This window comes from Micromonospora costi (genome assembly GCF_003626655.1).
GTDB classification, from domain to species: domain Bacteria; phylum Actinomycetota; class Actinomycetes; order Mycobacteriales; family Micromonosporaceae; genus Micromonospora; species Micromonospora costi.
The window spans coordinates 1,938,507-1,961,373 of sequence record NZ_RBAN01000001.1 but is presented as its reverse complement, the minus strand read 5'-3'; the positions used below and the strand labels follow the sequence as shown (position 1 = coordinate 1,961,373).

At 73.9% G+C, this 22,867-nt stretch carries 18 protein-coding genes and 1 riboswitch; of the genes, 11 read left to right on the top strand and 7 right to left on the bottom strand.

Features of this window, described 5'->3' with window-relative positions; translation table 11 throughout:
• Nucleotides 1–77: 77 nt before the first annotated feature.
• A complete protein-coding gene (gene eccB, locus D7193_RS08905) occupies nt 78–1,649 on the bottom strand; it encodes a type VII secretion protein EccB (protein WP_120778792.1) in 1,572 nt (523 codons plus the stop codon).
• A 162-nt stretch (nt 1,650–1,811) separates the two neighbouring features.
• On the opposite strand from eccB, the gene D7193_RS08900 reads away from it, so the two are divergent.
• Nucleotides 1,812–3,002, top strand: coding sequence for a type VII secretion protein EccE (locus D7193_RS08900; RefSeq protein WP_120778791.1), 1,191 nt, complete (start codon nt 1,812–1,814; stop codon nt 3,000–3,002).
• Here D7193_RS08900 and eccD read toward each other — a convergent pair.
• Nucleotides 2,986–4,383, bottom strand: coding sequence for a type VII secretion integral membrane protein EccD (gene eccD / locus D7193_RS08895; RefSeq protein ID WP_120778790.1), 1,398 nt, complete (start codon nt 4,381–4,383; stop codon nt 2,986–2,988). The two genes, D7193_RS08900 and eccD, sit on opposite strands and share 17 nt — an antisense overlap.
• Nucleotides 4,384–4,550: 167 nt before the next feature.
• Between eccD and eccCa the strand changes: the two genes are divergently transcribed.
• The 6 genes from eccCa (at nt 4,551) to D7193_RS08865 (ending at nt 13,025) form a co-directional block, all read left to right on the top strand.
• A complete protein-coding gene (gene eccCa, locus D7193_RS08890) occupies nt 4,551–8,513 on the top strand; it encodes a type VII secretion protein EccCa (protein ID WP_120778789.1) in 3,963 nt (1,320 codons plus the stop codon).
• Between the two features lie 323 nt (nt 8,514–8,836).
• On the top strand, nt 8,837–9,145 hold the full coding sequence (locus tag D7193_RS08885) for a WXG100 family type VII secretion target (RefSeq protein ID WP_120778788.1): 309 nt from the start codon (nt 8,837–8,839) through the stop codon (nt 9,143–9,145).
• Between the two features lie 28 nt (nt 9,146–9,173).
• Entirely contained in the window at nt 9,174–9,476 is a 303-nt protein-coding gene (locus D7193_RS08880; RefSeq protein ID WP_120778787.1) for a WXG100 family type VII secretion target, read from the top strand.
• An 84-nt stretch (nt 9,477–9,560) separates the two neighbouring features.
• Nucleotides 9,561–11,075: a S8 family serine peptidase gene (locus D7193_RS08875; protein WP_120778786.1), complete on the top strand. Its 1,515-nt coding sequence runs from the start codon at nt 9,561–9,563 to the stop codon at nt 11,073–11,075.
• Nucleotides 11,076–11,109: 34 nt separating this feature from the next.
• Nucleotides 11,110–11,646, top strand: coding sequence for a hypothetical protein (locus D7193_RS08870; protein WP_120778785.1), 537 nt, complete (start codon nt 11,110–11,112; stop codon nt 11,644–11,646).
• A gap of 17 nt (nt 11,647–11,663) precedes the next feature.
• Nucleotides 11,664–13,025 carry a WXG100 family type VII secretion target gene (locus D7193_RS08865; RefSeq protein ID WP_120778784.1) on the top strand — a complete coding sequence of 454 codons (1,362 nt, stop codon included), beginning with the start codon at nt 11,664–11,666 and terminating at the stop codon, nt 13,023–13,025.
• Between the two features lie 98 nt (nt 13,026–13,123).
• On the opposite strand, the gene mycP is transcribed toward D7193_RS08865, so the two are convergent.
• On the bottom strand, nt 13,124–14,371 hold the full coding sequence (gene mycP, locus D7193_RS08860) for a type VII secretion-associated serine protease mycosin (protein ID WP_241562857.1): 1,248 nt from the start codon (nt 14,369–14,371) through the stop codon (nt 13,124–13,126).
• Nucleotides 14,372–14,492: 121 nt separating this feature from the next.
• Nucleotides 14,493–14,825 carry a helix-turn-helix transcriptional regulator gene (locus tag D7193_RS08855; RefSeq protein WP_120778782.1) on the bottom strand — a complete coding sequence of 111 codons (333 nt, stop codon included), beginning with the start codon at nt 14,823–14,825 and terminating at the stop codon, nt 14,493–14,495.
• A 213-nt stretch (nt 14,826–15,038) separates the two neighbouring features.
• On the opposite strand from D7193_RS08855, the gene D7193_RS08850 reads away from it, so the two are divergent.
• The gene (locus tag D7193_RS08850) at nt 15,039–15,725 is read left to right on the top strand and encodes a carbonic anhydrase (protein ID WP_120778781.1); all 687 of its coding nucleotides are present in this window, start codon (nt 15,039–15,041) and stop codon (nt 15,723–15,725) included.
• 70 nt (nt 15,726–15,795) lie between these two features.
• Here the strand turns inward: D7193_RS08850 and D7193_RS08845 are convergent, their stop codons facing one another.
• The 3 genes from D7193_RS08845 to D7193_RS08835 form a co-directional block, all read right to left on the bottom strand.
• Nucleotides 15,796–16,812: a coiled-coil domain-containing protein gene (locus D7193_RS08845; RefSeq protein ID WP_120778780.1), complete on the bottom strand. Its 1,017-nt coding sequence runs from the start codon at nt 16,810–16,812 to the stop codon at nt 15,796–15,798.
• 4 nt (nt 16,813–16,816) lie between these two features.
• A riboswitch (cyclic di-AMP (ydaO/yuaA leader) is annotated at nt 16,817–16,947 on the bottom strand.
• A 166-nt stretch (nt 16,948–17,113) separates the two neighbouring features.
• Nucleotides 17,114–18,472 carry a YibE/F family protein gene (locus tag D7193_RS08840; RefSeq protein ID WP_120778779.1) on the bottom strand — a complete coding sequence of 453 codons (1,359 nt, stop codon included), beginning with the start codon at nt 18,470–18,472 and terminating at the stop codon, nt 17,114–17,116.
• Nucleotides 18,473–18,770: 298 nt separating this feature from the next.
• Nucleotides 18,771–19,067, bottom strand: a complete 297-nt coding sequence (locus D7193_RS08835) for a metal-sensitive transcriptional regulator (protein WP_074311710.1) — start codon at nt 19,065–19,067, stop codon at nt 18,771–18,773.
• A gap of 145 nt (nt 19,068–19,212) precedes the next feature.
• On the opposite strand from D7193_RS08835, the gene D7193_RS08830 reads away from it, so the two are divergent.
• Genes D7193_RS08830 through D7193_RS08820 form a run of 3 tightly spaced genes read left to right on the top strand, consistent with a single transcriptional unit; the run spans nt 19,213 to nt 22,721 of the window.
• Nucleotides 19,213–19,422 (top strand): heavy-metal-associated domain-containing protein, encoded by a 210-nt coding sequence (locus D7193_RS08830; protein ID WP_120778778.1) that lies wholly within the window; start codon nt 19,213–19,215, stop codon nt 19,420–19,422.
• A gap of 30 nt (nt 19,423–19,452) precedes the next feature.
• Nucleotides 19,453–20,442 carry a hypothetical protein gene (locus D7193_RS08825; protein ID WP_120778777.1) on the top strand — a complete coding sequence of 330 codons (990 nt, stop codon included), beginning with the start codon at nt 19,453–19,455 and terminating at the stop codon, nt 20,440–20,442.
• Between the two features lie 11 nt (nt 20,443–20,453).
• Nucleotides 20,454–22,721 (top strand): heavy metal translocating P-type ATPase, encoded by a 2,268-nt coding sequence (locus tag D7193_RS08820; RefSeq protein WP_120778776.1) that lies wholly within the window; start codon nt 20,454–20,456, stop codon nt 22,719–22,721.
• Nucleotides 22,722–22,867: the final 146 nt, after the last annotated feature.

The following is a 22,867-nucleotide window of genomic DNA, read 5'->3' as shown; positions in this document are numbered from 1 at the left end:
TAATCGACAACCGTTGGCCAGGTTCAGGTTAGTCCACGGGGGCGACACGGGCGACCCACCATCCGCCCCCTGCCCGCTCAGCCGGCGGGCGCGAACGGGCTCGACCCCGACGCGCCCGCGCTCGGCGACCCCGAGGTGCCCGCGCTCGGCGACCCCGACGGCGACGTGCCGCCGTTCCCCGGCCCCGGCGAACCGCTCGACGTGGGACTGCGCGGTGCGGACGGCGCCGGCCCGGCCGTCGCCGAACCACCCGGCTCGGCGTAGGCCTGGGCGGCGGCGTCGCGCGCCAGCGTGGGCCCGGTGGGGATCAGGGCCAGCAGCGACCCGGGCACGGCGAGCGGGGTCACCCCGCCGTAGCCCAGCGCGGCGATCGCGTCGGCGGCGAGCGGGTACCGGACGCCCTGGGGCGCCACCAGGTAGACGGTGGCGCCCGGGGCCGGGGTGCCGCTCTCGCCGGCGCCCGGCGCGGCCTGCGCCAGCGCGCCCCGGCCACCGGGCAGCAGCACCTGGTCGGCCGTGCGGACCGCGTCCCGGCTCGTCTGCCGGGCCGGCAACGAACCCACGCCGGTCAACTCCGTCGGCGTCCGGTCGAACACCTCCAGCGTGGTGACCGGCGGGCCGCCCGCGGCGCTCGCCCGGTACGTCGCGCAGAGCACCGTCTGCCCCTCCCGGACCGGGTAGAGCGTGGGCAGCGTCTGCGGCATGCCGGCCTCGTCCGCCCGCCGGTCGGCGAGGCCGGCGCGGCCGGCCTCCTCCGGGGTGATGTCGATGATGTCGCCGCCCGAGCGGAGCAGCAGCAGCGCGCCGACCTCGCCGATCGAGGCGAGCCCGTCCCGGGTCAGGACGTAGTGCTGGCCCGCGGCCCGGTACACCTGGCCGACGCGACCGATCTGGCCCGCCACCGAGTGCCCGCTAGGCTCGCCCATCCCGGCCAGCTCCGGCTCCCGCAGCGCGGGCCCGGCCGGCACGGCGTTCAACAGCTGCTGGCCCGCCGTGAGCGTCGGCGCGTTCGCCATCCGCAGGGCGGCGATCCGGCTCTCCCCGGTCAGCTCCAGGCGCAGGTCGTTGGTGAGCAGGTGCCGCTGGCCGTCGACGGTGACGAGCACCGCCCGGTCGCCCAGGGGGGTGCCGCCGGGTAGCGCCCGGTCGATCACCACGCGGGTGCTGGGTCGCCGTGGGTCGGCCGGGTCGGGCACGTCGCAGACCGACCAGGGCAGCCCGACCAACGACTTCGGGTCGGGCAGGGCGTCCGGGGCGCCCACGATGCCCACCATCTGGCCGCGCGGCCGCTCCCGGATGGACGCCTGCGACATCGTACGCACCTGCGGGTCGGCCTCGTTCACCACGAGACGCGCCGAGGCGTAGTTGAGCGTGGGGTACAGCAGGCCGTCGAAGAAGACGTACGTGGCGCCCGTCTCCCGCTCGATCACCAGCGTGTTCGACTCCAGCGGGGCCGTGTTGCCGGTCAACTGCCCGTACGCGCCGGCACCGCCGAGCACCACGGCCGCGGCGATGACGCTGCCGAAGACGGCCATGCCGAGGCGCCTCATCGGCAGGTTGTTCGTCTCCGGGTCGCCCGACAGCAGCGCGGAGACGATCCGGCGGGTGACGAAGCGGTACGCCTGCACCTGATCGCGGCGGGTCCGCATGACTTACCTCCGGCGGGGTGGATCCGCGACGATCAGGGGTCCGGGTCGTGTCGCGGGCTTCCCTACGATAAGGGGCCGTCGACGGGTTTCCGGGACCAGCGCCCGTGCCCGGCGCGCACCGACGTGGCGGGAAGCGGCACCGTGCAGGAGGGACAGTCACCGATGACGCAGGTTCAGGCGCCACCCGCGCGCAGCGCGGCGGACCCGTCCGAGGCACCGGAGCGGCCGGTACCGGCCGCCGACCGGCGCCGTCGTGGTCGGATCGGGCCGCTCATGGTCGGCCAGCTGGTCGTGGTGGAGCTGTGCGCGGTGGCCGTGTGGGCCGCGCTGGGCGGGCCCGTCTGGCTGGTCGGCGTGGTCGCCGCCCTGGTGGTGGTCGTGCTGGTTGCGGTCTTCGCCCGCCGGGGCGGCCGCTGGTGGTACGAGGACGTGCTGCTGCGCCGGCGGTTGCGGGAACGCCGTGACCGGGCCCGGGCGAGCCTGGCCGCCGGCGGGGGCAGCGACCCCCGGCTCGCGTCGCTCGCCCCGGAGCTGTCGGTCATCGAGCTGACCGACCGTGGCACCCGCCTCGGCATCGGCCAGGACGAGCAGGGCTGGTTCGCGGCCGTGGCGCTGATCGGCCGGTCCGGCGCACCGGCCGGCTCGGTGGAGGCGTCCGTGGTGGACCGCGCCCTGCGGGTGCTCGCCGACTTCTCCGGGCCGGTCACCCTGGCCCAGCTGGTCTCGCACACCCTGGTCTGGTACCCGGCCCCGGGCGCGCCGCCCGCGGCGCACCGTACCGTGTGGGTGGCGCTGCGGCTCTCGGTGCGCGACGCCCGGACGGAGGCCGTGACCCGCGGTGGCGGCACCGCCGGCGTGCACCGCACGCTGGCCGCCGGCATCGGCCGGCTCGGCAAGGCGTTGAACGCCGCCGGCCTCGCCCACCGGCCGCTCGGCCGCGACGAGCTGCGCGCGGCGGTGGTCTCGGCCGCCGGCCTGGACCTCACGCCCGACCCGCCGGCCGAGACGTGGACCGGGCTGCGCGGCGGCGGGTGGACCCACCGTTGCCTGGCTCTCCGGGCCCGGCCGGACGCCCCGCTCGGCGCGCTCGTCGACGCGGTGACCTCGACCTCCGCGCCGTCGCACACGGTCGCCGCGGTGGTGCTGCCCGGCGGCCGTACGGTCGCGCCGCTGCTGCGGGTCGCCGCGATGGACAAGCACGTCGAGGCGCTCGTGCAGGTGGTCCGGGACGTGGCGCGGCGGTGCGGCACGCCGGCCCGTCCGCTCGACGGCCAGCACGGGCCGGGCGTCTGGGCGGCGACCCCGGCCGGCGCGCTGGTCGGCGGGAGCGGCCCGGTCAGGGCCGCAGGTTGACGATCCAGCCGTAGAGGCCGAGCACCCAGACGGCCAGCGGCACGAGCGCGATGATCAGCAGGATCTCGACGATGTCCAGGAGGCGACCCCAGACCGGCGAGATCGGCTTGCCGGCCACGGTGAGGCCGTAGATCAGGCTGATCACAGCGGCCAGCAGCAGGCCGCCCACGATCACACCGAGCCGCAGCGGCATGCTGCCGCCCGCGAAGGTGGCCGCCGCGGCCAGGCCGAGACCGACGGTGCCGGTCACGAGCACCGGCGTGCGCTGGGCGCGGCTGAGGAACGGCCGGGCCCGCAGCAGCGACAGCAGGGCCAGCGCCAGGCAGAGCAGCACCGCGGGGAGCCGGCCGTTGAGCGCGAGCACCACCTGCGCCCCGAGCACCACGAGCGAGACCGTCCACAGCAGACCGGTGAGGAACTCGTCGGCGCGCTCGCTGAGCTGGAGCACCCGGCGGCCGTCGACCGACTCGGTGTCCGTCTTGAGGTCGTCCGGGCCGGTCGGGATGGACGGCACGGGAAGCCGGGCCAGCCGGTAGGCCGACATGGGCAGCGCCGGCACGGCGCCGAACGCGACCGCGGCCACCACGGCCGCGGCGGCCGGCGCGCCGATGCCGAACGCCAGGCAGAGCACCGCGCCGAGGCCGGTGGCGACGCCGATCGCCACCGCGCCGAGGAAGAGCGGCAGCCGGTCGCCGACGGCGAGCGCGGCCACCGCGCCGAAGAGGACGACAGCGGTGGCGGCCAGCAGGACGTGCGGGCTGGCCAGCTCGGTGAGCGTCCGGTCACCGGCGAGCAGCAGCAGGCCGCCGACCGCCGCGTACGCGAGACCGACCATCGCGAGCGCCGCGCCCGTCCGGCTGTCGCCGGCGGCCCGGGAGAGCACCGCGGCGCTCACCAGCAGGGCCACCGCCACCAGCAGCGCGGCCAGCGCGGCGGGCAGTTGCGGCGGCCCGGTGAACAGCGCCGCCACCGCGCCGCCGGCGAGGGCCACCGCCGCGAACAGCACCGCGAACGACCGGGTCGTGGCGACCTGCCAGGCGCCGCGCCGCTGGTTGGTCGCTGTGGCGACCGCGTCCACCACGTCGTCGAAGACGACCTCCGGAGCGGACGCCGCGCGCGGGTTGAAGTAGAGCACCTCGCCGTCGCGGACGCCGAGCTGCGCGACCGTACGACCGCCGTCCAGCGGCTGCCCGCCGAGCCGGGCGAGGCTCCAGCCGCCGTGGCGGACGCCCTCGTCGGCCAGATCCTCGCCGGCGTAGCGCAGCAGCGTCGGCAGCAGGTCGGCGAGGGGCACGTCCGACGGCAGGGCGAGATCCATGCGGGTGCGCGGCGCCACGATGGTGATCCGGCTGAGACCACCGGTCGCTGTCTTCGTCGCCACTGTGGCCTCCTCGTGCTCTCCGAACGATCCCGTGGCCGCTGGCGTCACCCGTGGGTCCGCGACGCTCACGGGAGATTACCTACGATGGCAGCCACGTACGATGCCCACCCGACGGGTCTGGTTCGTCGCAGAACTTCATCCGGGCCGCTTCTGGGGAGGAGACAGCCGTGAGCACGGTGGTGTTCCGCCGGCTTCCGCGTCAGCCGGGACCGGCGTTGCCTCGGGGTGAGGTGCTGCTCGAATCGCCGCCCGAGCTGCCCGAGCAGACGCCCCGCGGGATGGGGCAGCTGCTCATGATCCTGCCGATGGTGTGCGGCGTCGGGGCGATGGCGTTCCTCTACGCCGGGCGCGGCGGCGGCATGATGACGTACGTCGCCGGTGGACTCTTCGGCGTCTCGATGCTCGGGATGGCGATCGGTTCGCTGAGCAACGGCGGCAACGACAAGGCGGAGCTGAACGCGGACCGCCGCGACTACATGCGCTACCTCGCCCAGATGCGCAAGCGCACGCGGCGCGCCGCGGAGCAGCAGCGGGCCGCGATGGCGTGGCGGCACCCCGAGCCGGACGCGCTCTGGTCGATCGCCGCGTCCCGCCGGCTCTGGGAGCGGCGGATCACCGAGGACGACTTCGGCGAGACCCGCATCGCCCTCGGGCCGCAGCGGCTGGCTGTCGAGATCGTCCCGCCGGAGACCAAGCCGGTGGAGGACCTGGAGCCGATGAGCGCCATCGCGCTGCGCCGGTTCGTCCGCGCCCACTCCACGGTTCCGGACCTGCCCACCGCGCTGTCGATCCGCGCGTTCAGCCGCGTGGTGCTGCGGGGTGACCGGGAGCCGGTGCTCGACCTGACCCGTGCCGCCCTCGGGCAGCTCGCCACGTTCCACGCCCCCGACGACCTCGTCATCGCGGTCGTGGCCGCGCCCGACCGGCAGCCGAACTGGAACTGGGTGAAGTGGCTGCCGCACGCCCAGCATCCGGCCCGCAGCGACGCGGCCGGCGCCCGCCGGCTGGTCTTCGCGAGTCTCGCCGAGGCCGAGGAGTCGCTCGCCGAGGACCTGGCCGGGCGGCCCCGGTTCGCCCCCGAGGCGAAGCCGCTCACGACGGCCGCGCACGTGGTGGTCGTGCTCGACGGCGGCGAGGTCTCGCCGACGTGCCAGCTCATGGGCCCGGGCCTGCTCGGCGCCACGGTCATCGACCTCTCCGGCACGGTGCCGCGCGACGCCGGCCGCTGGCTGCTCTGCCTCGACACGGGCGACGGCAGCTCCCTCGAACTGATCCGCGGCGCCTCCTCGTCGCGGCTGGGCCGGCCGGACCGGCTCAGCGCCAGCGCCGCCGAGGGGCTGGCCCGGCAGATCGCCCCGTACCGGCTCTCCCAGCAGCAGACCAGCACCGAGGAGCCGCTGGCCCGCAGCATGGAGCTGCCCGACCTGCTCGGCGTCGGCGACGCCGCGGCGGTGGACGTCCAGCAGACCTGGCGGCCGCGCAGCCACCGGGACCGGCTGCGCATCCCGCTCGGCGTGGGCCCGGACGGCAACGTGGTCGAACTCGACTTCAAGGAGTCCGCGCACGAGGGCATGGGCCCGCACGGCCTGGTGATCGGCGCGACCGGTTCCGGCAAGAGCGAGCTGCTACGTACGGTGGTCGGCGCGCTGGCGGTCACGCACTCCTCCGAGGAGCTGAACTTCGTCCTCGTCGACTTCAAGGGTGGCGCGACGTTCGCCTCGCTGGAGGCGCTGCCGCACACCAGCGCCGTGATCACCAACCTGGCCGACGAGCTGCCGCTGGTCGACCGCATGCGCGACGCGCTCGCCGGTGAGATGAACCGCCGGCAGGAGGTCCTGCGCGCGGCGGGCAACTACATCTCCCGCTTCGAGTATGAGAAGGCCCGCGCGGCCGGCGAGCCGCTGGACCCGATGCCCAGCCTGCTCATCATCTGTGACGAGTTCAGCGAGCTGCTCGCCGCGAAGCCGGACTTCATCGACCTCTTCGTGATGATCGGCCGGCTGGGCCGGTCGCTCGGCGTGCACCTGCTGTTGGCCAGCCAGCGGCTGGAGGAGGGCAAGCTCCGCGGCCTGGACACCCACCTGTCGTACCGGATCGGTCTGCGGACGTTCTCGGCCGTCGAGAGCCGGATCGTGCTCGGCGTGCCCGACGCGTACGAGCTGCCGAACGCGCCCGGTCACGGCTACCTGAAGACCGACACGAGCACGATGCTGCGGTTCCGGGCCGCGTACGTCTCCGGGCCGTACCGGGCGCCGGGTCAGCAGGCGTCCCGCTCGCAGGCGCTCGTGCAGCGCCGCATCGTGCCGTACGGGGTGAACTTCGTCCCGGTGCAGATCCCGCAGGTGCCGGTCGAGGCGGTGCCGGAGCCGGAGGAGCCGGCCGACGGCAAGGCCGTGGCCATGCTGGACGTGCTCATCGACCGCCTCAAGGGCCGGGGCCGCCCCGCCCACCAGGTCTGGCTGCCGCCGCTGTCGGAACCGCCGGGCCTCGGCGAGCTGCTGCCGCAGCTGGCGGTGCACCCGACCTTCGGCCTGTGCACCGCGAACTGGGCCGGCCGGGGCCGGCTGTCCGTGCCGGTCGGCGTGGTCGACCGCCCGTACGAGCAGCGGCGCGACCCGATGATGGTCGACCTCTCCGGCGCCGGCGGCAACGTGGTCATCGTGGGTGCGTCGCTGAGCGGCAAGAGCACCATGCTGCGGTCGCTGCTCGCGTCGCTCTCGCTCACCCACACCCCGCGCGAGGTGCAGTTCTTCTGCCTGGACTTCGGCGGCGGCGCGCTGCGCAGCCTCGAGGGGCTGCCGCACATGTCCGGTGTGGCCGGTCGGCGCGACACCGAGGCGGTGCGCCGGACGGTCGCCGAGGTGGTGGCCGTCATCGACGAGCGCGAGGCGCGCTTCGCCCAGTACGGCATCGACTCGATGGCCAGCTACCGGCGCCGCCGGGCGGCGGGCGAGTTCGGCGACGACCCGTTCGGCGACGTCTTCCTCGTGGTGGACGGCTGGAACACGCTCCGCCAGGAGTACGAGGAGCTGGAGCAGACCATCACCAACCTGGCCAACCGGGGGCTGGGTTTCGGCGTGCACGTGGTCATCACGGCGGTGCGCTGGGCGGAGATCCGGATCAACATGCGGGACCTGCTCGGCACGAAGCTGGAGCTGCGGCTCGGTGACGCGGCCGAGTCGGAGATCGACCGCCGGGCCGCGCAGAACGTCCCCGTGGGGTCGCCCGGTCGCGGTCTGACCCGGGAGAAGCTGCACTTCCTCGCGGCGGTCTCCCGGATCGACGGCCGGCGGGACGTCGAGGACCTGACCGAGGCGTCGGCCGCGCTGGCCCGGCACGTCGCGGAGAACTGGCCGGGCCGCCCGGCGCCGAAGGTGCGGTTGCTGCCGCGCAAGTTGCCGGTCGGCGAGCTGGCCCGGATCATCGACCGGTCGGTGCCCGGCCTGCCGATCGGCGTCAACGAGTCGGCGCTGGCACCGGTCTACCTCGACCTGGCCAACGAGCCGCACCTCACCGTCTTCGGCGACGCGGAGTGCGGCAAGACCAACCTGCTGCGGCTGATCGCCCGGGGCATCACCGAGCGGTACACGCCGGCCCAGGCGCGCCTGGTGATCGCCGACTACCGGCGGGGCCTGCTCGGCGCGGTCGAGGGGGACCACCTGCTCGACTACGCGCCGTCCAACCAGGTCTTCGCGCAGGGCCTCGGCTCGATCCGCAGCGCGCTGTCCAACCGGCTGCCCGGGCCCGACGTCACCACCGCCCAGTTGCGCGACCGCAGCTGGTGGAAGGGACCGGACCTGTACATCCTGGTCGACGACTACGACCTCGTGGCCTCGGGCGGCAACAACCCGCTCAGCGCCCTGCACGAGCTGCTGCCCCAGGCCCGCGACATCGGTCTGCACCTGATCATCACGCGGCGGGCGGGCGGCATCGCCCGGGCGCTCTACGAGCCCGTGCTGCAACGCCTGCGCGAACTGGACACGCCGGGCCTGCTGATGTCGGGCAACCGTGAGGAGGGCGCGGTCTTCGGCGCGCTGCGGCCCAGCCCGCAGCCGCCCGGCCGGGGCACGCTCGTACGGCGGCGCGACGGTCAGCAGCTGATCCAGACCGCGTGGTCCGAGCCGGCGTAGCGGGGCGTGGTCGCGTCGGTCTGTCCTGGTAACGTGCGGCACGAAGGTCGTGTTGCGCACACTGTGGACGCTTGGTGACCGTGCGGTGACCCGATCGCGGGCGGTTGAGGGGCAGGTCGCGGCCTCGGTCGGGCCGTGGCCGGCGTCCCCGTCGATCGACGGGATCCAGGTCGGTCCATCGGCCGCGGGCGGATCAGGGCTGCGCGCGCTGGACACGTTCCGCTACGGTCTTCACAGGAGTGTCCGTCGGTGGGGTGTTTCGCCTTGCCGCGGGGGAGGGCGCGGCGGATCCGCCGCCACAGGATGACGGAAGGGTGTGAAGCATGGCGTTCGAGGTCGAAGCTGCGACTCTGCATACCGCCGCGAGTGACGTGCGGTCCACGCGCAGCGAGGTCGACGGCGAGCTGAAGAAGCTGTGGAACGTGGTCGACGATCTGGCCATGGCCTGGAAGGGGCAGGCGTCCACGGGCTTCCAGTCGCTCATGCAGCGCTGGAACGAGGACACCGCGAAGTTGCTGACGGCGATGGACGAGATCGCCGACCTGCTCGACAAGTCGGGGACGACGCACCAGGTCAACGACGAAGAGCAGCAGCAGATGCTGGACAAGTTCCACTCTGCTCTCAACCCGTGACCCGCGATCAGGAGCAGAGGAGGAATTCGTGACGATCAAGGTTGACTACGCGGTCCTCGAGAGCGCCAACCAGCAGATGCAGGGCATCTCGCGGACCATCGACGAGAAGCTGGACACGCTGCGCCAGATGCTGTCCAAGCTGCAGTGGGAAGGTGAGGACCGCACCGCCTACGAGCAGCACCAGGCCCAGTGGGACTCGGCGGTCCGGGACATCAACCGGATCCTCAACGAGATCGGTGGCGCGGTCGGCATCGCCCGCGAGAACTACGTCTCGACCGAGATGAGCAACTCCCAGGTCTGGGGTGGGGGCGGCCGCCCGGGTCGCGGCTGATCCAGAGTTCGCGCGGCTCCGGTCCGGTTCGACCGGACCGGAGCCGCGGTGCGTTGCGAATCCACACCGGTCCTGGGGGAAGCCATGTCTGCCCGGAAGCGTCTCCGATCCGTCACCCGGTCGGCCTGCGCCGTGTTCGCGCTGGTGGCCGCGGTCGGTGTCGGCCCCGTGGTGGCGCCGGCTCCGGCCCGCGCCGCCGACACGGTACGCGACCTCCAGTGGCACCTCGACGCCCTCAAGATCCCTGAGGCGCACCGGCTCACGAAGGGGCGCGGGGTCACCGTCGCGGTGATCGACAGCGGTGTCGACGCCGGTCACCCCGACCTGCGGGGGCAGGTGCTGCGCGGGCGCGGCTTCGGGGCGGGCGCCGCCGCCGACGGCCGGACGGACCCGGACCGGGAGGCCGGCCACGGCACCGGAATGGCCGGCATCATCGCCGGCCGGGGCGGTGGCGACATGCACGCGCTGGGCATCGCCCCCGAGGCGAAGATCCTTCCCATCGGCCTCGGCGACGGCGGCCTGCGGGAGGCGCCGACCGGGGTCCGCTGGGCGGTGGACAGCGGTGCCGACGTAATCAACCTGTCGCTCGGCGCCCACGGCGACGACCCGGAGATGGTCGAAGCGGTCCGGTACGCGCTGGGCAAGAACGTGGTGGTGGTCGCCTCCACCGGCAACCGGGACAGCGGCTACCGCGAGATCCCCGTGCCGGCCAGCGTCCCCGGCGTCCTCGCCGTGGGTGGCGCGACCCGGTCCGGCGGGCTCTGGGACGGCACCGTGACGGGCCCGGCGATGGCCATCTCCGCGCCCGGCGAGGACATCATCGCCCCCGCACCGTCCGCCGCCTCCCCGAACGGCTACCTCGTCTCCGACGGCACGAGCAACTCGTCGGCCATCGTCTCCGGCATCGCCGCGCTGATCCGCGCCCGCTATCCGGACCTGGACGCCGCCAACGTGGTGAACCGCCTGGTGGCCACCGCACGGGACCGGGGCCCCAAGGGCCGCGACCCGGAGTACGGCTTCGGCTCGGTCGACGTGATGGCGGCGCTCACCCGGTCCGTGCCGGCCGTGCAGGCGAACCCGCTGGCCGCAGCCGCCGGCGCGTCGGCGAGCCCGGGCGCGCCGACCGGTGAGGCTGAGGGGAAGGACGACGACGGGCCGGCCGTGTCGATCGGGCTGGCCGACAACGCCGGCATCCAGATCGTGCTCTGTCTGCTGGCCGTGCTCGTGGCGGTGGCGGTCGTCGTGATTCTCCTCGTGGTGAACCGTCGCTCCCGTCGCCGGGCGCGGGCCGGGGCGCCGCCCGGCGTCCAGCGGCCGGGCCAACCCGTCCCGGGCGTGTACCCGCCGCCGGGGACGTACCAGCCCCACCCGCCGCACGGCGGGTTCCGGCCGCCGCCCGGGCCGCAGCCCTATCCGACCGCGGCGCCGGGGCAGCATCCGTACCCGCCGGCGCCGGGCCAGCACCCGTACCCACCCGCACCGGGTGGCCCGCCCGTGACCGCGCCGCCGTACGGGCCGCCGCACCAGCCGGGCCCACCGGGTCCGGTGCCGCCCACGCCGCCGGGAACACCGCCGACGGACCCGCAACCGCGCCAGTGACCAGAGCGTTCAGCCGCGTCAGGGGAGGACAGCGATGAGCGACGAGAACGACCGGGTGGAAGTCCGGATGCCGGTCAACATGCCGATCAACCCGACCATGCCCTTCGCCGGGGACATCCGGGGGATCAGCTACGACAAGACCGGTGTCGACCAGGCCGAGACGCCCAGCGGCCTGGTGGCCGGCTCGGGCGAGGAGGGCGTGAAGACCGAGTGGGACGCGGGCACGCTCGACTCCGCCATCGACTGGCTGGAGACGCACGCGAACTACCTCCACCGGCTCTCCTACGACATGGTCGAGATCAAGGACAAGCTCGGCGGCGACCAGGGTGTGGCCGGCCAGGGCACGCTCGGCGGCTTCTTCTACGCCGGTGAGCTGGCCAAGGCGCACGGCCAGCTCTACACGAGCACCGAGAGCGGGTTGCGCAGCCTTTCCGAGAGCCTGTACGACGCGGCGGACGCCCTGCGTACGGTCAAGCGCAACTACGAGGACGCCGAGGGCGCCAACGCCATGACGGCACAGGAGATGCAGCAGGCCTTCGCCAACGCCGCGCGTGGCAACGGCGACCAGTAGAGCGGGGAGACGGGGAGATGGGCGACAAGAGCTGGGAGGAAATGGCCCGGGAGGTGCTGGTGGCCGGCCGGCCGGCCGACGTCCAGAGCGCCGCTCTCGGCTGGAAGGAACTGGTCAAGAACCTCGGTGAGGTCAAGGAAAGCCTCGAGAAGAACGTGAAGGACCTCGGCGCGGTCTGGAAGGGCCCGGCGTACGAGGCGTTCAAGTCGCACATCGAGGGCCTCGCCAAGCAGGCCGGCAACCTCCAGGACGACATCGACAAGCCGGGCCGGGGCAAGGTCAGCATCGTCACCACGTTGGAGACGGCGGCCCGGCAGTTGGAGTCGGCGCAGAACGAGATGCCGATCCCGGCGGCCTGCGTGGGTGACGTGCTGGCCGCGCGGAACGGCGAGATCACCCTGGGCATCGGCATGTTCGAGACGAAGGTCAAGGCCGACCTGATGGGCAGTTGGCCCGTCGAGCAGCTGGGCAAGCTCGGTGACTGGGTGACCGGCTGGTTCTCCGACAAGGAGGGCGAGGCCCGTAAGGTCTACGACGAGGTCAACGGCCACTTCCGGGACCGGACGATGGAGGCCCCCGGGCGGACGTCGACCTACGGCCAGGACAACACGACGCCCGAGGTGCCCAACCTGGACACCGGCGGCGGCAACAAGGGCAACATCGGCTCGGTGCCGAACCTCGGCGACAAGATGCCGAAGACTCCCGGCGTCGGCGACATGCCGACCGTGAAGCCCGAGGGGCTCCCGGAGACCGCCAAGCCTCCGGGCATCGGCTCGGGCGCCCACCCCGATCTGTCCAACAACTACCCGAGCACGGGCGGTGTCGGGTCCGGCGGCGGAGCCGGCGGCTACCCGAGCACTGGTGGGCTTCCCGGCGACTACGGCACCGGCCTGGCCGGCGCCGGCGGTGGCACGGGGACGATGCCCGGTCTCGGCTCGGGCGGGCTCGGCACCTCCGGCCTCGGCTCCGGTGGCGGCCTGGGTGGCGGTGGTCTGGGCGGCGGCGCCGGGGCGATCCCGGGTGGTGGTGCGCTGGGCCGTGCCGTGAGCCCCGGCATGCCGCCCATGATGGGCGGTGGCATGGCCGGTGCCGGCGCCGGGGGCGCCCGTGGCGGTGGCCGTGGCATGGGTGGCCGTCCCGGCGCGGGCATGATGCCCGGCATGGCCGGCGGCGCCGGTGCGGGTGCCGGCCGCGGCGCCGGCGGCAAGGGCGGTCCGGGTGCGCGGGGCGCGGGTGCCCGGGGCGGCGGGATCGCCGGCATGGGCGGCGGCCACGGCGCCGGCTACGGCGAGGAGGAGAGCGCCCGCAACACCTGGCTGGAGGAGGACGAGGACGTCTGGGGCGCCGACGAGGGCGGCACCCCCGGCATCCTGCGCTGACCGGTCGACCCGAGCGCCGTCCGACCTGCGCGGTCGGGCGGCGCTCGCCGTTTCCACGGCCCTGCCGACAGGTCGACGACGAGCGTGATGCCCGCGGGTCAGCCCGTGACCGCAGAGTCCACGTTGGACGGCCGGCGTCCGGGGCGCCAGCCGCGCCGCCGGCCCCGGGTCACGATCGGCTTCACGGCGAGCAGCATGGCGGCGAGCAGCGCGCCGACGACCGCCACCCAGACGGCCACGGCCCGCTGCCAGTCCAGGGGGTCCTCTGGCGCGGTGGGCGCGGGCATGGCGGGGGGCGGCGGGCCGCTGCGGGTGCCGAGCACCGTCGTCACGGCCCGGTAGGGGTTCACCATCCCGTACCCGACCTGGGCGTTGTGGCCCTCCGGCGGGTTGTCCGCCGTCCTGGTGAGCCGCTCGGAGATCTGCTGCGGGGTGAGGTCCGGGTGCGCGGCGCGGACGAGCGCCACGACCCCCGAGACGTACGCGGCCGCGAAACTCGTCCCGCCCTCGGGCTGCGGGAGGTAGCCCGAGCCGCCCGGCGCCGGGCCGATGAGGTTGAGGCCGGGGCCCGCGATGTCGACGTAGTTGCCGCTGACCGAGGTGCCGACGTGCTCGCCCTGCTCGTTCATCCCGGCCACCGCGATCACACCCGGGTACGCGGCGGGGTAGGCCATGTAGTTCTGCTGGTCCTTCTGCAGGTTGCCGGCGGCGGCCACGAGGACGACCCGCTTGCTGAGGGCGTACTCGACGGCGGCGGCCAGTTCCGGCCGGGGCAGGGTCACCAGCGACAGGTTGATGACGTCGGCGCCGTGGTCGACCGCCCAGCGGATGGCCTTGGCGATCTCGGCGGGCAGGGCCTCGTCGTCGGGCGCGCGCTGCTCGGCGAGCACCCGGATCGGCAGGATCCGGGCCTGCGGGGCGATGCCCGTGAAGGGGACGTTGGTGTCGGCCCGCCCGGCGATGATGCCGGCAACGGTGGTGCCGTGCCCCACCAGGTCGCACTGGCCCTGGTTGGACGGCAGGTTGTTGAAGTCGGCGCCCTCGCGCACCTGGCCCTTGAGCAGCGGGTGGGTGGCCGAGACGCCGGAGTCGACCACGGCGACGGTCACGCCGGAGCCGCGGGAGAGCGGCCAGACCGACGAGGGTTCCAACCGCTTCAGCGCCCACGACATCTCGGTCGGTGCTGCCTGGCCCTGCGGGCCGCAGGTCGGGGCCGCCGCGGCCGGTGACGGTGGAACGGTGACGGTGGCGAGCAGGACGGTGACGACTCCACAGAGGACCATCCGGACGCCGCGTCCGGTGCGACGGGCCGCTCCGCTCCCGTCCAGCCGCAAGCTCTCGCGCACGCCGTGAGACTACCGCCGTCGCGCCCACGGCGCGGACACGAGTGCCGTGCCCACGCCACCCCCTCCGCGATCTTGCAGTTTCGGCCCCTGTTCTGCGGCTAATGTCCCGTTCGCCGGGGCACTAAGTGCAAGATCGCGGGGGAGATTCGGTGAACAGGGCCAGCAGGGCGCCGACCTCCTGGTCGGCCTCGGCGGGATGGCGGAAGCGGCCGGTCGGGTTGATCGTGTACTGGTTGCGCCGGCCCACCCGCGTACGGCTGAGGTAGCCGCCGGTCTCCAGGTCGTTCACGATCGCCTGCGCGGCGCGCTCGGTGACGCCGACCTCCTCGGCCACGTCGCGTAGCCGAGCGGTGGGGTTGCGGGCGATGGCGAGCAGCACGTGTCCGTGGTTCGTGAGGAACGTCCAGTTCCGGGGGCCTCCGTACCCGCTCTCCGTCGTCGCCATGGCCGCCATCGTAGGGCCCGCGACCGGTCCGTGCCCGTTCCGTCGCCTCCGGCCGGAACCTGCCCGCACACCACCGCCACCGCCATCGTTACCGGTCCTGGAATACCTGAAATCCAAATCACGTATCCCTTGACGTACCTTGCGGCGGGTGTGACCGTTGACCACGGCCTGCGACCGTGGCCGCGGGCACCCAGGGCGACCGTGTGGGGATCGAGGTGCGGGATGAGCGGAACGGGACCGGCCGGGGTGTACCCGGGCGCGGGCAGACCAGGCTTGGAGGCCGGCGCGGTGCCGCCCAGGCCGGAACAGGCGCTCGCGGAACTGGTCGCCGGCAACCGCCGCTTCGTGACCGGTGCTCCCCACCACCCCAACCAGGACGCCGGCCACCGGGCCGTGGTCGCCGACGGCCAGCACCCGTTCGCGGTGATCGTCGGCTGCTCCGACTCGCGCCTCGCCGCCGAGATCATCTTCGACCGTGGGCTCGGTGACCTCTTCGTGGTCCGCACGGCCGGGCACACCACGGGCCCGGAGGTGCTGGGCAGCGTCGAGTACGCGGTGAGCGTGCTGGGTACGCCGCTGGTGGTCGTGCTCGGGCACGACTCCTGCGGTGCGGTGCAGGCGGCGCGGGAGGCGGACGCCACCGGCACGCCCCCGCCGGGGCACCTCGGCGCGGTGGTGGACGCCGTGGTGCCGAGCCTGCGCCGCGCGGCGGCCGAGGGCGTGGACGACGACATCAACGCGATAGTCGACATCCACATCGCACAGACCGTCGAGGCTCTGCTGGACAACTCAACCGTGCTGGCCGCCGAGGTCGCGGCCGGGCGGTGCGCCGTGGTCGGCATGTCGTACCGGCTCGCGGCCGGCGCCGTCCACCAGGTCGCGGCCGTCGGCCCGGTCCCGGCCGCCTGAGCGGCCTTTCGACGCGTACGCGAAAAGGGCCGCCCCGCGACCTGCGGGACGGCCCTTTCTCGCGTGGTCGCTACAGCAGCGACATGTGTACGTGGTCGGTGTGGTTGGACGGCCCGCTGTACGACTTCCAGCCGGTCGCCGGGAACCAGATCTGCCGGTTCCAGATCACGTAGTAGATGCCGAGCCGGTCCGCGTTGCGGATGAGGAACGCGGCGAGGTTGTTGCCGTACATCCGCGTGTCGTTGTTGTGCCACGGCGAGAAGCCGCTCTTCTGCAGCGACCAGTCGCAGGCGCGGCCCTTCGGGTGCTCCCAGGGCCCACCCGGTCGGTAGCAGCCGACGAACCGGTTGAAGCCGGCCCGCTTGACCTCCTTGTACGCGTGCAGCGTGCGGGGGGTGATGCACCCGGAGGTCGTGGGGTCGTTCTCGCTGCACGACTCCGGTTTCCAGTCGCCGTCGGCGTCCCGGCCGGGACCGACCCGCGCCACGGGGGACGTGGCCGACACCAGGCCGCCGGTGAAGCCCTTCCCGCCGACCAGGGCCAGGGCCTTCTCCGCCTCACGCTTCTGCTTGGCCATGATGGCCGTCTGCTTCTGCTGCTCGCGTACCTCGGTGTCGATCGCCAGCTTGGCGAGCTCGGCGCGGCTCTTCACCGCGTTGATCCGGGCCAGCTTCTCCGAGTTGATCATGTTGAGCTCGTCGAGACCGGTGGCCCGCTCCACGAAGGAGTCCGGCGAGTCGCTCCCCAGGAGCATGGCCACGGCGCCGATCCGCCCGGTCCGGTACGACTGGGCCGCGATCTCGCCGACCTGCGGCGCCAGCGCGTCCAACTCGTCCTGGGCCCGCTTCACCTCGCGGGTCAGCTCCACCTGGCGCTTCTTGGACTTGTCCAGCTTCGCCTTGGCGGCCGAGTAGTTGCGGTTGGTCGTCTCGATGAGGTCGTTGAGCAGCGGAGGATCGTCGTCCTCGTGCCCGGACGGGGTGTTCGGTGTCGGCGCCGCGTACACCGGGGCGGGCCCGGCGAGCACGGTGAGCGCGGCGATCACGGCCACCACAGGTGTCAACCAGCGGCGTAGGGGTGCCGTCACAGTGTTCCCTTCCGTCGACCGCCGACCGGGTTAGCTGACGGGTTCGGGGCGGAAGTGGCCCCTACCGCTCGCGCGGATTCACCCCGGGTACCTGGGTTCCCGGCTCGCCGGGTGGCGATTGGGCGGTGGCACCGCAGGCGCCGCTGCGCGCCTTCGGCGGTGACCGACGGCGAGGTTACCCGAGAGTGCTCGTGGGGATCTACGTCCGGATGCCGACTAAAAGCGTCATTTCGCCATTGCGCTGGGTGACGAGTGACGCAGTCGGCAGGACCTCGGACCGGCGTGCTCACGCTGAGGAGTGTCACCATGCGCTGTCCGTGCTCCTGTCTTGGTCGGGCCACCGGTCGGAGGCGGCGGGGGGCGGTGTCGAAGCGCGGCCGGATCGCGCGGCGCTCAACGCTTCGAGCGTCTCGGCCCGGTCGCGCGACGGTCGGGGGGCGGGGGGTGGTGCGGGCTCGCCGGCCGGCGAGCCGGGCGTCTGGCGGCCCGCCGTGGTCACCAGGGCCGCGAGCCCGGTGGTCAGCGGTACGGCAGCGATGAGACCCAACGTGGCGACCGCGCTGCGGACGATCTCCTGGGCCAGGAACTCGCTCGTGAGGAGCTGACCCACCGGGCGGGAGTCGGCGGTGAGCAGGAGCAGCAGCGGCAGTGAGGCGCCGGCGTACGCGAGCACGATGGTGTTGACGGTCGACGCGATGTGCGCCCGGCCGACGCGGGTCGCGGCGCGGTAGAGCTGGAGTCGGGACAGGGTCGGGTTCGCGTGGGCCAGCTCGGTGACCGTCGCCGCCTGGGTGACCGTCACGTCGTCCAGCACGCCGAGCGAACCGATGATGATGCCGGCCAGCAGCAGGCCGTGCAGGTCCACGTCGGCCTGGAACATCGACAGGGTGGTGGCGTCCTCGCTGCCGAAGCCGGTCAGGTGCGTGGCGGCGGTGGCCACCGTGCCGAGGATCCCGGTGAGCACGAGGCTGCCGAGGGTGCCGAGCACGGCCACCGAGGTCTGCGCGGTGACACCGTGCGTCAGGTAGAGCACCACGAACATGATGAGCGCGGCCCCGACCACCGCGACCAGCAGCGGGTCGCGGCCCGCCCCGATCCCGGGGAGCACGAAGGTGAGCAGGATGGCGAAGCTCGCCGCCAGGCCGGCCAGCGCGGCCAGGCCACGCCACCGGCCGAACGCGACGATGGCGACCGCGAAGATCACCGCCAGCCAGACCAGCGGCGTGCCGCGCTGGTGCTCGGCGATGTTCCACATGACCGACGAGGGATCGGCCGGGTCGGACAGCTCCACGAGGATGACCTCGTCGCCGACGTCGACGGTCGGCGCGCCGGGCCCGGCCGGTACGGGCGTCTCGACCTGCTGGCCGACCGCCGGGCCGCTGTCCACCCGCACGGCCACCGTGCCGCACCGCTCCGGACGCGTCCCGGGCGCCCCCTCCGGTTGCTCCGGCGTGGGCGGGCACGGCTCGGTCACGACCCGGGTGACGGTGCCGTGGTGGCGTGGCGGATCGGTGGCGTCGGCCGGCTCGGGGGCGTTGCGCGGCCAGAGCATCAGGGCCGCGACCACGGTGGCGAGGACGAGAGGGACCACCGTCGCGATGAGGATCCGTCGCACCCTCGGCGGGGCGGACGGAGCGGGACGGGTGTGGTCGGCGCCCAATGCGAGTCTCCCAACGAATCCGGGGCGGGGTACGTGCCGGCGGGGCGATCGGTTCAGTGGGGTGGCACGACCGTCGCGGCGGGCGTCCCGGCTGACCGTGGGGTGAGCGCGTGGTCACGTACCGCTGCCCGGCGGGGCGAAAGGCCCGGGTCGGCGGTGACGGACGGCGCGCCCGCCCGGCGGCGCGAGCGGGCCGGGCGGTGCGGGATCCGGGGAGCCATCGTCGGAATGCTAACCAGGCGGACCCGCCGTCGCAGGTCGCGCGGGCCGGTGTCGGGTGGGCGGATCGATGCGGGGCTCAGCCGCGCTTCATGAGGCGGCCGACGGCGGCCATCATCTCGGTGGCCATCTCGTCGGCGCGACCTTCGGCCGCTCCCTCGTGCATGCAGTGCCGGGCGTGCCCGTCGAGCAGCCCGAGGGCGACCTTGTCCAGCGCGGCCTGGATCGCGGAGATCTGCGTGAGCACGTCGATGCAGTAGCGGTCGTCGTCGACCATCTTCTCGACGCCACGCACCTGCCCCTCGACGCGCCGGAGCCGCGCGAGCAGCTGGTCCTTGCTGGCGGTGTAGCCGCGGATCGGAGTGGGTGTGGTCATGTCGACAAGGATAGCGTACCCCCAGGGGGTATGGTACGGTCCTCTGGTGCCGATACCCCCGCCCGGTATCGGTGCGCCGACAGGGCAGGAGTCCGCCTCTCGCTACCCCTGGGGGGTATAGGGTGGGTGGGGAAGGAGAGATCCGATGGTCACCACGACGTACCAGGTGCAGGGCATGACCTGCGGCCACTGCGTGAGCGCGGTGAGCGCCGAGGTAGGCGCCATTCCGGGCGTGAACGACGTCCAGGTCGACCTGGCCAGCGGCCAGGTCACCGTCACCAGCGAGGACGCGCTGGACACCGCTTCCGTGCGCGCCGCCGTCGACGAGGCCGGCTACGACCTCGTCGACGCGTGACCGGCGCCTGAGTCTGATCGAGGTACCACCATGAACACCACGATGAAACTGAGCGGCTTCGCCCTCGGCCTCGCGGCGGTGTTCGGTGCGGCGTACGGGGTCGGCCGCGTGGCCGGCCCCGTGACCCCCGCCGCCGCCGAAGCCGCCCACGACGGCAGCGCCGACACCGGACACGGCACCACGGGAGACACCGGACACGGTGGCACGGAGGGTGCGTCCGAGCACCTGCCCGGCGGCCTGCTGGTCTCCGACCGCGGCTACACCCTCACACCGGTCGCCGCCCCGGCCGGCGAGTTCGCCTTCCGGATCACCGGCCCCGACGGCCGGCCGGTCACCGCGTACGACGTGGCGCATGACAAGCGCATGCACCTGATCGTGGCGCGACGCGACCTCTCCGGCTTCCGGCACGTGCACCCCGATCTCGACCCGGACGGCACGTGGCGGGTCGCCTCCCCGCTCGACGGGCCCGGCGCGTGGCGGGCGTTCGCCGACTTCACGCCCACCGGGGGCGAGGCCCTGACGCTCGGCGTCGACGTGACCGTGCCCGGCCCGCTGACCGCCCGGCCGCTGCCGGCGCCCGCGACCAGCACCACCGTCGACGGTTACACGGTCACCCTGGCCGGCGACCCGCAGCCCGGTCGCACCGCCGAGGTGACCCTGACCATCAGCCGTGACGGGAAGCCGGTCACCGACCTGGAGCCCTACCTCGGGGCGTACGGCCACCTGGTGGCGCTGCGCCAGGGCGACCTCGCGTACCTGCACGTGCACCCGGACGGGGAGCCCGGCGACGGGCGGACCGCGCCCGGCCCGGCCGTGACGTTCCTCGCCGAGGTGCCCTCGGCTGGCGCGTACCGGCTCTACCTGGACTTCAAGCACGGCGGCGCGGTCCACACCGCGGAGTTCACCGTGGTGGCCGGCGCCACGGCGGCCGCCGCCCCGCCCACCACCACCTCCACCCCGGGCACACCCGCACCGACCGGCGAGGCCGGGCACGGCACGCCCGGCCACGGGCACAACTGACGGGAGCCGTGATGACCACCACCAGCAGCACGCCGCTGCCGACGGCACCGAACCAGATCGAGCTCTCGATCGGCGGCATGACCTGCGCCTCCTGCGCCGCCCGGATCGAGAAGAAGCTGAACCGGATGGACGGGGTGTCGGCCAGCGTCAACTACGCCACGGAGAAGGCGACCGTCCGGTACGCCGACGAGATCACCCCGGACGACCTGATCGCCACCGTGGAGAAGACCGGCTACACGGCCAGCCTGCCGCCGCCGCCCGCACCGGCGGGCGCGGCGCCGGCCGCGGCGCCGGTCGACGAACTGCGGGGCCTGCGTAACCGCCTGTGGGTCTCCGCCGCGTTGAGCGTTCCGGTGGTCCTTCTGGCGATGGTGCCGGCCTGGCAGTTCGACTACTGGCAGTGGCTGTCGCTGACCCTGGCCGCCCCGGTGGTGGTCTGGGGTGGCCTGCCGTTCCACCGCGCCGCGCTCATCAACCTGCGGCACGGCGCCGCCACCATGGACACCCTGGTCTCGGTGGGCACGCTCGCCGCGTTCGGCTGGTCGCTCTGGGCGCTCTTCCTCGGCGACGCCGGGATGCCCGGCATGACGCACCCGTTCCGGTTCGACATCACCCGCTCCGACGGGGCCGGGAACATCTACCTGGAGGCGGCGGCCGGGGTGACGGTGTTCATCCTCGCCGGCCGCTACTTCGAGGCCCGTTCCAAGCGGACCGCCGGCGCCGCCCTGCGCGCCCTGCTCGAACTCGGCGCGCGGGACGTGGCCGTGCTGCGCGACGGCGCGGAGACGCGGATCCCGGTCGACCAGCTCGCCGTGGGCGACCGGTTCGTCGTCCGGCCCGGAGAGAAGATCGCCACCGACGGGGTGGTCGAGGAGGGCACCAGCGCGGTCGACGCCAGCATGTTGACCGGCGAATCCGTGCCGGTCGAGGTGGGTCCCGGCGACAGCGTGGTGGGCGCGACCGTCAACGCGGGAGGCCGCCTCGTGGTGACCGCGACCCGGGTCGGCGGTGACACCCAGCTCGCGCAGATGGCCCGCCTGGTCGAGCAGGCCCAGAGCGGCAAGGCGGCCGTGCAACGGCTCGCGGACCGGATCTCCGGGGTGTTCGTCCCGATCGTGATCACGCTGGCCATCGGCACGCTGGGCTGGTGGCTCGGCACCGGAGCGGGGCCGACGGCCGCGTTCACCGCGGCGGTCGCCGTGCTGATCATCGCCTGCCCCTGCGCCCTCGGCCTGGCGACCCCGACCGCGTTGCTCGTCGGCACCGGCCGGGGCGCGCAGCTCGGCGTCCTGATCAAGGGACCGGAGGTGCTGGAGAGCACCCGGAGGGTCGACACCGTGGTGCTGGACAAGACCGGCACCGTGACCACCGGGCGGATGACCCTCGTGGACGTGCTGCCCGCCGAGGGCACCGACGCCGACGAGCTGCTCCGCGTGGCGGGCGCGCTGGAGTCCGCGTCCGAGCACCCGATCGCGCGGGCGGTCGCCGCCGGCGCCGCCGAGGCCGGTGCGCTGCCGCCGGTCACCGACTTCGCGAACGTCGAAGGGCTCGGCGTGAGCGGCACCGTCGAGGGGCGCGGCGTGCTGGTGGGCCGGCTCCGGCTGCTGCGCGAGCGCGGGTACGCCGTACCCGCGGAGGTGGAGAGCGCCGCGACCGCCGCGGAGGCCGCCGGCCGGACGGCCGTGCTGGCCGGCTGGGACGGCCGGGTCCGCGGCGTCCTGGCGGTCGCCGACGTGGTCAAGCCGACCAGCCCGGCCGCCGTGGCACGGCTGCGCGACCTCGGCCTGCGCCCCGTCCTGCTCACCGGCGACAACGAGACGGTCGCCCGCGCCGTGGCCGCCGAGGTCGGTATCGACGAGGTGATCGCCGAGGTCCTGCCGGCCGACAAGGTCGACGTGGTCGCCCGCCTCCAGCGCGAGGGCCGGACGGTGGCCATGGTGGGGGACGGCGTGAACGACGCCGCCGCGCTGGCGCAGGCCGACCTCGGCCTGGCCATGGGGACCGGCACCGACGTGGCGATCGAGGCGTCCGACCTGACCCTGGTCCGTGGTGACCTGACCGCCGCGGTGGACGCGATCCGGCTGGCCCGACGCACGCTCAACACGATCCGGGGCAACCTGTTCTGGGCGTTCGGCTACAACGTGGCGGCCCTGCCGCTGGCCGCGGCCGGCCTCCTCAACCCGATGATCGCCGGCGCCACGATGGCCCTGTCGTCGGTCTTCGTGGTCGCCAACAGCCTGCGCCTGCGCCGCTTCCGGCCGGCCATGCCGGAAGCCTGACGCGCGGCGCCGGCACCGGCAGCCGCCGCCCCACGGGGTCGACCCGGCGAGGACGCACCCGTCCACGCCGGGTCGGCCGCCGTCACGGCGGGTCGATCCCCGTGGATCCCGATTGACCAGCGGGTGAGCGGGGTACCTCTCCGGCC

Coding starts and splice junctions, on each gene's coding strand:
- D7193_RS08865 (WP_120778784.1), top strand. CDS start 11,664: ATGGGCGACAAGAGCTGGGAGGAAATGGCCCGGGAGGTGCTGGTGGCC.
- D7193_RS08835 (WP_074311710.1), bottom strand. CDS start 19,067: ATGACCACACCCACTCCGATCCGCGGCTACACCGCCAGCAAGGACCAG.
- D7193_RS08855 (WP_120778782.1), bottom strand. CDS start 14,825: ATGGCGGCCATGGCGACGACGGAGAGCGGGTACGGAGGCCCCCGGAAC.
- D7193_RS08830 (WP_120778778.1), top strand. CDS start 19,213: ATGGTCACCACGACGTACCAGGTGCAGGGCATGACCTGCGGCCACTGC.
- D7193_RS08885 (WP_120778788.1), top strand. CDS start 8,837: ATGGCGTTCGAGGTCGAAGCTGCGACTCTGCATACCGCCGCGAGTGAC.
- eccB (WP_120778792.1), bottom strand. CDS start 1,649: ATGCGGACCCGCCGCGATCAGGTGCAGGCGTACCGCTTCGTCACCCGC.
- D7193_RS08850 (WP_120778781.1), top strand. CDS start 15,039: ATGAGCGGAACGGGACCGGCCGGGGTGTACCCGGGCGCGGGCAGACCA.
- D7193_RS08825 (WP_120778777.1), top strand. CDS start 19,453: ATGAACACCACGATGAAACTGAGCGGCTTCGCCCTCGGCCTCGCGGCG.
- D7193_RS08820 (WP_120778776.1), top strand. CDS start 20,454: ATGACCACCACCAGCAGCACGCCGCTGCCGACGGCACCGAACCAGATC.
- D7193_RS08870 (WP_120778785.1), top strand. CDS start 11,110: ATGAGCGACGAGAACGACCGGGTGGAAGTCCGGATGCCGGTCAACATG.
- D7193_RS08900 (WP_120778791.1), top strand. CDS start 1,812: ATGACGCAGGTTCAGGCGCCACCCGCGCGCAGCGCGGCGGACCCGTCC.
- D7193_RS08875 (WP_120778786.1), top strand. CDS start 9,561: ATGTCTGCCCGGAAGCGTCTCCGATCCGTCACCCGGTCGGCCTGCGCC.